At 58.7% G+C, this 7,047-nt stretch carries 7 protein-coding genes; all 7 read left to right on the top strand.

All coding sequences use genetic code 11. From position 1 onward, the window contains the following. The first annotated feature begins 101 nt into the window (after positions 1–101). The 7 genes from ACOMD9_RS11180 to ACOMD9_RS11150 are packed head-to-tail and all read left to right on the top strand — an operon-like array spanning position 102 to position 7,040. Entirely contained in the window at positions 102–818 is a 717-nt protein-coding gene (locus tag ACOMD9_RS11180; protein WP_421414777.1) for a DsbC family protein, read from the top strand. Beyond that, positions 818–3,265 carry a type IV secretion system protein TraC gene (gene traC, locus ACOMD9_RS11175; protein WP_421414775.1) on the top strand — a complete coding sequence of 816 codons (2,448 nt, stop codon included), beginning with the start codon at positions 818–820 and terminating at the stop codon, positions 3,263–3,265. The genes ACOMD9_RS11180 and traC overlap by 1 nt, the downstream gene beginning before the upstream one ends. After that, on the top strand, positions 3,258–3,626 hold the full coding sequence (locus ACOMD9_RS11170) for a hypothetical protein (RefSeq protein WP_421414774.1): 369 nt from the start codon (positions 3,258–3,260) through the stop codon (positions 3,624–3,626). Before traC ends, ACOMD9_RS11170 begins: the two co-directional genes overlap by 8 nt. Next, on the top strand, positions 3,619–4,131 hold the full coding sequence (gene lepB, locus ACOMD9_RS11165) for a signal peptidase I (RefSeq protein WP_421414771.1): 513 nt from the start codon (positions 3,619–3,621) through the stop codon (positions 4,129–4,131). Before ACOMD9_RS11170 ends, lepB begins: the two co-directional genes overlap by 8 nt. Continuing rightward, entirely contained in the window at positions 4,106–5,356 is a 1,251-nt protein-coding gene (locus tag ACOMD9_RS11160) for a TrbC family F-type conjugative pilus assembly protein (RefSeq protein ID WP_421414769.1), read from the top strand. Before lepB ends, ACOMD9_RS11160 begins: the two co-directional genes overlap by 26 nt. Further along, positions 5,353–6,027, top strand: a complete 675-nt coding sequence (locus tag ACOMD9_RS11155; protein WP_421414767.1) for an EAL domain-containing protein — start codon at positions 5,353–5,355, stop codon at positions 6,025–6,027. Before ACOMD9_RS11160 ends, ACOMD9_RS11155 begins: the two co-directional genes overlap by 4 nt. Then, on the top strand, positions 6,024–7,040 hold the full coding sequence (locus ACOMD9_RS11150) for a TraU family protein (RefSeq protein ID WP_421414765.1): 1,017 nt from the start codon (positions 6,024–6,026) through the stop codon (positions 7,038–7,040). The genes ACOMD9_RS11155 and ACOMD9_RS11150 overlap by 4 nt, the downstream gene beginning before the upstream one ends. Positions 7,041–7,047: the final 7 nt, after the last annotated feature.

The following is a 7,047-nucleotide window of genomic DNA, read 5'->3' as shown; positions in this document are numbered from 1 at the left end:
TTCTCGTCGTACCCCCCAAGGGCATCTCGACGCAGGGGTGGTTGGTCGAACGGGGGATATCCTGACTCCCATTCCAACGTTCTCCCTGGATGGGGTATCTGATGCGAGCACTACTCACCTCTGGACTGGTAGCCGGGATCTTGGCGGCGCAGCCGACCATGGCGCAAACGAGCTTCGAAGACTTCAACTTTTCGGACCTGGATATCCGCGGGGTCGTGGAGCTTCCGATCTCCGGTATGAGCGCCGTCGATAACGGCGGGCAGGTGTTCTTCACCTCAAGCAATGGTCGTTTCGTGATCGTCGGGGAGATCTACGATCTCTGGAAAGGGGGCTCACTGGATTCCATGAGCCAGATCCAGGATGCCGCTACCCGCATTCACCTCGATGGGTTGGCCATCGATACGGCCAACCTGAACACGGTCTCGTTCGGTAGCGGTGAGCGCACTGTCACCATCTTTACTGATCCGCTCTGCGAGCACTGTCATGCACTGAGCCATGAAGCCAAGCAGTACGCCGATGACTTCACCTTCGATCTGGTAGTGGTCCCGGCGCTCGGTGATCGCTCTCATGAGCTGGCAAAGCAGCTGTACTGTGCCGAGGCGAAAGAGACGCAAGGCGTGGAAGCGTTGCTGAACGGCACCATCGCCACCATGCCCACGGTCTCCGACTGCGACACCACTGGCTATGATCGCACCCTGATGACGGCCGAGCTGCTGGGCGTCGACGGGGTGCCCTTTGTTATTGCAGACGATGGGAGGGTCAATCGCGGTCGCCCGTCGAATTTCGCCGATTGGCTCTATGCCGGGGAGGATCGCTGATGGAAGTCATCATCAACCAGGGGCGTCGTGACAAGCTGATCTCCAAGGAGCAGCGGGCGGGGTCGTTGATCCCTGTTCTGGCCTACGACCCTACTAACCAGCTGTTCCTGAATGATGATCAGACCCTGGGGTTCGCCTTTCTCTGCGAGCCACTGACATACGGCGACGAGAAGATCCAGGAGCGGGTTTCGGGACTGCTCAACCAGCAGTTCCCGGCGGAAACCACACTCCAGTTCATCATGTTCCGGTCACCCGATGTGACCAACAAGCTCAACAACATGCTGACCCTGAGAGACGGGTTCAAGCACCCGCTGCTGAGCAAGGTGGTTGAAGAGCGTGCGGAGTTCCTGCGCAAGCACACCATGGAGAACCTGCATTCCGCCTCAAACAAGGGGGTCTTTGACAACGGGCTGGTGCAAGATCTCAAGCTGATCATTACCTGCAAATGCCCGATCCGTAACCACAAGCCGGACAACGACGAGATTGAGGAGATGGTCCACCTGCGGACCAAGATCGAATCGGCGCTCAAGACTATTGGTACCAACCCGCAGCCCATGACGGCAAAAGGCTTCGTGAGGGTGATGGGTACCATGCTGAACTGGGGGCCGGGTGCGTCGTGGAGGTCGGGGCCGGATGGCTGGGATGAGGACAAGCCGCTGTGCGACCAGGTCTTTGATTACGGCACTGACATCACCGTCACGAAAGACAAGCTGACGCTTGGTGACTATCACGTGAAGGTGATGAGTGCCAAGAAGCTTCCGCCCATGTTCTATTTCGGCAATGCCTTGTCCTACGTTGGTGATATTTCGGGCGGTACCTCCTCGGTTCGCGAGAACTACATGGTGGTGACCAACGTCTTTTATCCGGTACCGCAGAAGACCAAGGACAAGCTCGAGCAGAAGCGTAAATTCACCATCAACCAGGCCTATGGGCCACTGCTCAAGTTTGTACCCATTCTCGCGGAGAAAAAGGGGAGCTTCGACATCCTCTATGACTCCATCAACGATGGCGCCACCCCGCTTCAGATCAGCTATTCAGCGGTCATCTTTGCCCCAACAGAGAAGAGGGCCCAGGCCGCCGCTACCTCTTTGGCAGGGTACTGGCGCGAGAATCGCTTCTCGCTGCTTGAGGACAAGTTCGTCAGCCTGCCGATGTTCATCAACTGCCTGCCGATGTGCACCGATCGGGCCGCGGTGCGCGACCTGAATCGCTACAAGACCATGACCAGCGAGCAGGCAACGGTGTTGCTTCCGATCTTTGGCGAGTGGAAGGGGACCGGGACGTTCCATGCAGGTTTGTTGTCCCGCAACGGGCAGTTGATGTCGATGTCGCTCCATGACTCGAACACCAACAAGAACCTGGTGATCGCGGCCGAGTCAGGCTCTGGTAAATCCTTCTGGGCAAACGAGCTTCTGCTCTCCTACCTCTCGGAGGGTGCCCAGGTATGGGTCATCGATGCCGGCAAGTCCTACCAGAACCTCTGTTCGGTGCTGGACGGCGACTTTCTTCAATTCTCGGACGGCGCCGACATCTGCCTGAGTCCCTTTGAGCTGATCCAGAACTACGAGGACGAAGAAGACGCCCTGGTCTCCTTGGTCAGTGCCATGGCATCGGCGAAAGGCCAGCTGGATGAGTTTCAGATCGCATCACTGAAGCAGGTCATGTCCCACCTCTGGCTCGAGCATCAACAGCAGCTGAAGGTCGACCATATTGCTGAGCGCTGCCTCGAATCGAACGACCAGCGTGTCCGGGATATTGGTGCGCAGCTCTTCGTGTTCACGTCAAAGGGAAGCTACGGCAAGTATTTCGCCCATGACAACAACGTTAAGTTCAAGAACCAGTTCACGGGTCTGGAGCTGGATGAGCTGCAAGGGCGTAAGCACCTTCGCCAGGTGGTACTGCTGCAGCTTATCTACCAGATCCAGCAAGAAGTCTTTCTTGGCGAAAGGGACAAAAAGAAGATCGTGTTCATTGATGAAGCCTGGGACCTTCTGAAGGAAGGCGAGGTGTCGGTGTTCATCGAGCATGCCTACCGGAAGTTCCGGAAATATGGCGGCAGCATGATCATTGCCACCCAGAGTATCAATGACCTCTACGAAAATGCGGTCGGTAGAGCCATCGCTGAGAACTCGGCTTCCATGCACCTTCTTGGTCAGACCGAGGAAACGGTCGAATCAGTTCGCCGTAGTGGTCGTCTGACGCTGTCCGAGGGTGGTTTCAACATGCTCCGCTCCGTTCATACCGTTGCCGGGGTCTACTCGGAGATCTTTGTAAAGTCCAAGAGTGGGATGGGTGTTGGGCGCCTGATCGTGGGTGAGTTCCAGAAGCTCCTCTACTCTACCGATCCGGTCGACGTCAACGACATTGCCCGATATAGCCGTCAGGGCATGCCGGTCCCCGATGCCATTAACCAAGTGCTGCGAGACAGGGGGCTTGCCCATGACTGATCACATCAAGACGACCTCCCAGCGCGGGCCCGGAGGGATGACGCTGTTTACCCTCTTTGCGCTCGTGGCGATTCTGGTCATGGGTTTCTTCCTGCATCAGCGGCTCAGTGATCTGGAAGCAAGTGGCAGCGAATCCGCTCCTCCAGTCCTTATCGTCGATTACGACCAGGTATTTGCGAGCTTCCCCAGTAATGCGACTGACGAGCAGATGGAGGCACTGATCATCAACCTGAATCAGCGGATCATCGGACTCCAACAGGCCGGCTACCTGGTCCTCTCCGCCGATGCGGTCCTGGGCGCACCTAACGCACTGCGTGTATCGACCGACTACCTGCTGAGCGAGGAGGGTGGTGATGAGTAAGCGCGAGCGCCAGTCAACGCCACTTTTCGTTGTCAAGATGGGGGTCGTGGCCACCCTGATCTTTGCTACTGGGTACGCCTTTGCCAGCCGGTACCACTTCGGGATCGATTCCCAGGAAGTGAAGTGCATCGGCGACTACAGCATTTTCCTCGTTGACCGTCATGACAAGGATCTTCAGCGCGGCAACATCTACGCCTTTTCAGCACAAGGCGTTGAGCCCTACTTCGACGAAGGGACGCAGATGGTGAAGATCCTTCGAGGCCTTCCCGGCGACCATGTGCGCATCACCGACTCTGGTGACGTGTTCGTCAATGACGAACTCGTTGGGGAAGGGCTGATCCTTGCCGAGGAAGTGGGGGCCAATCCGGCGGACTTCGCAGGTGAGACGATTCTTGAAGAAGGTAGCTACTGGTTCATGGGTGAAACCCCTTACAGCTTCGACTCCCGTTATTGGGGTACCGTCTCTGAGGAGCAGATCATTGGACAAGCACGCCCGATCATTTAAGCCTTCACGCTTGGCCGTTGCCATCCTCCTGGCCATAACCCCTCTGGCTGTTACTGCCGGCGAGCGCGGTGCGGCCAATCCGCTCACGGACGAGGATCTGCGCTGGATCGAGCGCGGGGAGGAGATCATCGAGCAGTCGCAGGAGATTGTGGGGCAGGAGTCCCTGTTCCCAGACAACTACGAGCGTGCTGAAGATGATGCTCAGCAGTTCTTCTCTGACCTGCGGCGTACCAACCCCACACTGAAGGCCATGGATGCCCAGCAGCCCCCGGAGGGCAAGCGATACGCCAACTACAGCACGCTGATCTTCGCTTCTTTCTCCCTGGAACGGGAAGGCCTGGAGGACATTCTCGAACTCGCCTCTATGGATGAGCAGCTTGTCGTCGCTTTCAGGGGCATTCCTGATGACATGGAGGTCGCTGAAGGGGTTCGCTTCCTCCAGGAGCTGGCTCTCCAGTATGACCCCATCCCCAACATCGTCCTTGATCCCACCCTGTTTCAGGAGCATGGCGTAACGTCGGTGCCCACCATCGTTCGGCTTGAGCAGCGGACTACCGTTGAGGGCGGAGACAGGGAGGTTGTGGCGCGGGTCACCGGGCTCTCCGATCCCGCATGGCTGGAGCGCCAGATTGAGTTGGGCGAGAACGGTGACCTTGGGGTGCGTGGACCAGTAGCCGAGATTGCCGAGCGTGACCTGGTAGAGGTCATGCAAGAGCGTGTCATGGCCATTGACTGGGATCTGAAGCGAGAACAAGCGCTCGAGCGGTTCTGGTCCAACCAGAATTTCGAATGGCTACCACCGGCCACGCGGTCCAGGACGCGGCGTCTCGATCCCAGAGTCCATGTTCTCGAAGACATCGTGGGGCCCAACGGAGAGGTCATCGCCGAACAGGGCCAGATCATCAATCCGCTCGATTCTGTCCCCTTTACTCAGGCCATCGTGGTGATGAACGCCACTGATCCTCGTGAAATTGAGTTGGTTCAGGAGGCGCTACACGGCATTTCCAGCCAGCCTGGCGTCGCCCGGGTCACGTTCATCGCTACGGAACTTGATGCTGACGAGGGCTGGGACAGCTACACCGCGGTCTCTGACGCCTTTGATGCCCCGATCTATCTGCTCACCCCGGACGTCAAGGAGCGCTTTGCCCTGGAGTTCACACCATCCGTGATTACCAGTGATGGCGAGGACTTCATCGTTCGGGAGCTCACCTGGGAGGACGTATGATGACTGGAAGCCTCCTTGCACTGCAGCCTATCGTCTGCGGGAAGGCCCGTTCGCACAGAGCCTACGAGGCGCTGGCCCGCTTCCCGGGTCCCAACGGGCTGCGTGGTCCCTACGAAACGCTGGCGGATGGGCAGTGGGCTACCCTGGACCGGGAGATGATTGCCCATCTGCGCGATTGGACTCTGCAGGGCAATCGTCGATTGTCTCCTTTGTTCATCAACCTCTCCGCTGAAACCCTAGCCTGCGACGATAACTTCGACGCCTGGCTGGAAGATTTCAAAGGCTTCCAGGCTGATGCGCCGGCCCCTGTGACGCTAGAGGTAAGCGAATTCGTCGATGACGACTTGCTCGATAGGCGCTGGCCAAAACTCGCCGCCCTCAGCCATGGCATCGCCCTTGATGACTTCGGGGCCCGCTATGCGTCTCTGGACCGACTCAAGCGCTATCCCTGGGCCATTTGCAAATTTGAATGTGCCTCTCTTGACGCACCGGCGACCCAGGAGGCCATGTCCTTCTGCCGCAGCCATGGCATTCAGCAGGTGGTCGAGCGCATCGAGTCATCCAGTGATGCGGCCCGGGCTAGCGGGGTGGACCTGCACCAAGGGTACTTCTACGGCCGTCCACAGGCGGTCGCCATGGATTTCAGCATTCGCAAGGTGGGGGTGGCATGAAACGACTTCTCAGTGGGGCTCTCCTCGCGATTACCCTTGGCTTGGGCACCAGCAATGCTCTTGCCTCAGATCCCGGCTGCTCCAACTCGAACCTGATCGGTCCCAAGCTCGTGACGGACGTGTGCTGGAATTGCCTATTCCCCATTCGGGTCGCCGGCGTGCCGCTGGGAGGCAGCAGCAACACGGTTCCCGAGGACGCTGCGGATCGCCAGATTTGCGCCTGCCAGGACAACCAAGGCGTGCCCCATCCAGGTGTGGTCACTTCGTTCTGGGAGCCCGCCCGTCTGGTCGAATTCCAGCGGGTACCAGGCTGCTCGTCCGTGCTGAACGGCACAAGATTCCCCATGGATCGCACGTTCCAGGGCATGCACGGTGGGACCGATTACGACGGTGGTGATGGTTCGTTCATGCACTATCACTACTACGCCTTCCCGCTGATGCTGATCATGGACATGTTTGTCTCCGGCAAGTGCAACGCGGACGGCTATACCGACCTGGATCTGATGTATCTCAGCGAGCTCGACCCGACCTGGAACAACTCCGAGCTGGCTTTCTTCACCAATCCTGAAGCCGCGGCTGTGGCTAACCCGATCGCCGCGGCGGCCTGCACCGCTGATGCCGTGTCATCCACTGCCGGGCGTCCGCTGACCTCGATGTTCTGGTGCGCCGGCGCGTGGGGCGCCATCTATCCGATATCGGGCCATCAGACGGGTGGCGATGACGTGATGCGCACCAGCAGCCTGCTCAAGACGCGGGTGATGGCCGCGCTCCATCGCCGGGGCCTGGCGTGGCAGACCATGGGCACCTCTGCCATGTGTGGCGGTGGCCATATCCGCCCGACCCTGCCGAAGAGCCAGTACAAGTTCAGCCTGATCTACCCGCTCCCCGAAACAGAGCGTGCTCATGTGATTGGCGAGTCCACGCTGCGCTGGGGCCTGGGTAGGACGATCCCTGGTATCGGCAACGATCCCATCTACACGATCTGGCGCTGGAATGACTGCTGCAACTGGTGAGGTGTGG

This window comes from Halomonas terrestris, from assembly GCF_049166755.1.
GTDB lineage: Bacteria > Pseudomonadota > Gammaproteobacteria > Pseudomonadales > Halomonadaceae > Halomonas.
Note: the sequence above shows the minus strand (reverse complement) of the source record. Positions and strands in the feature narration are given on the sequence as shown.

Excerpts from the sequence above, each read along its gene's own strand:
- lepB (WP_421414771.1), top strand. The coding sequence starts at position 3,619 with ATGAGTAAGCGCGAGCGCCAGTCAACGCCACTTTTCGTTGTCAAGATG.
- ACOMD9_RS11150 (WP_421414765.1), top strand. The coding sequence starts at position 6,024 with ATGAAACGACTTCTCAGTGGGGCTCTCCTCGCGATTACCCTTGGCTTG.
- ACOMD9_RS11155 (WP_421414767.1), top strand. The coding sequence starts at position 5,353 with ATGATGACTGGAAGCCTCCTTGCACTGCAGCCTATCGTCTGCGGGAAG.
- ACOMD9_RS11170 (WP_421414774.1), top strand. The coding sequence starts at position 3,258 with ATGACTGATCACATCAAGACGACCTCCCAGCGCGGGCCCGGAGGGATG.
- ACOMD9_RS11180 (WP_421414777.1), top strand. The coding sequence starts at position 102 with ATGCGAGCACTACTCACCTCTGGACTGGTAGCCGGGATCTTGGCGGCG.
- traC (WP_421414775.1), top strand. The coding sequence starts at position 818 with ATGGAAGTCATCATCAACCAGGGGCGTCGTGACAAGCTGATCTCCAAG.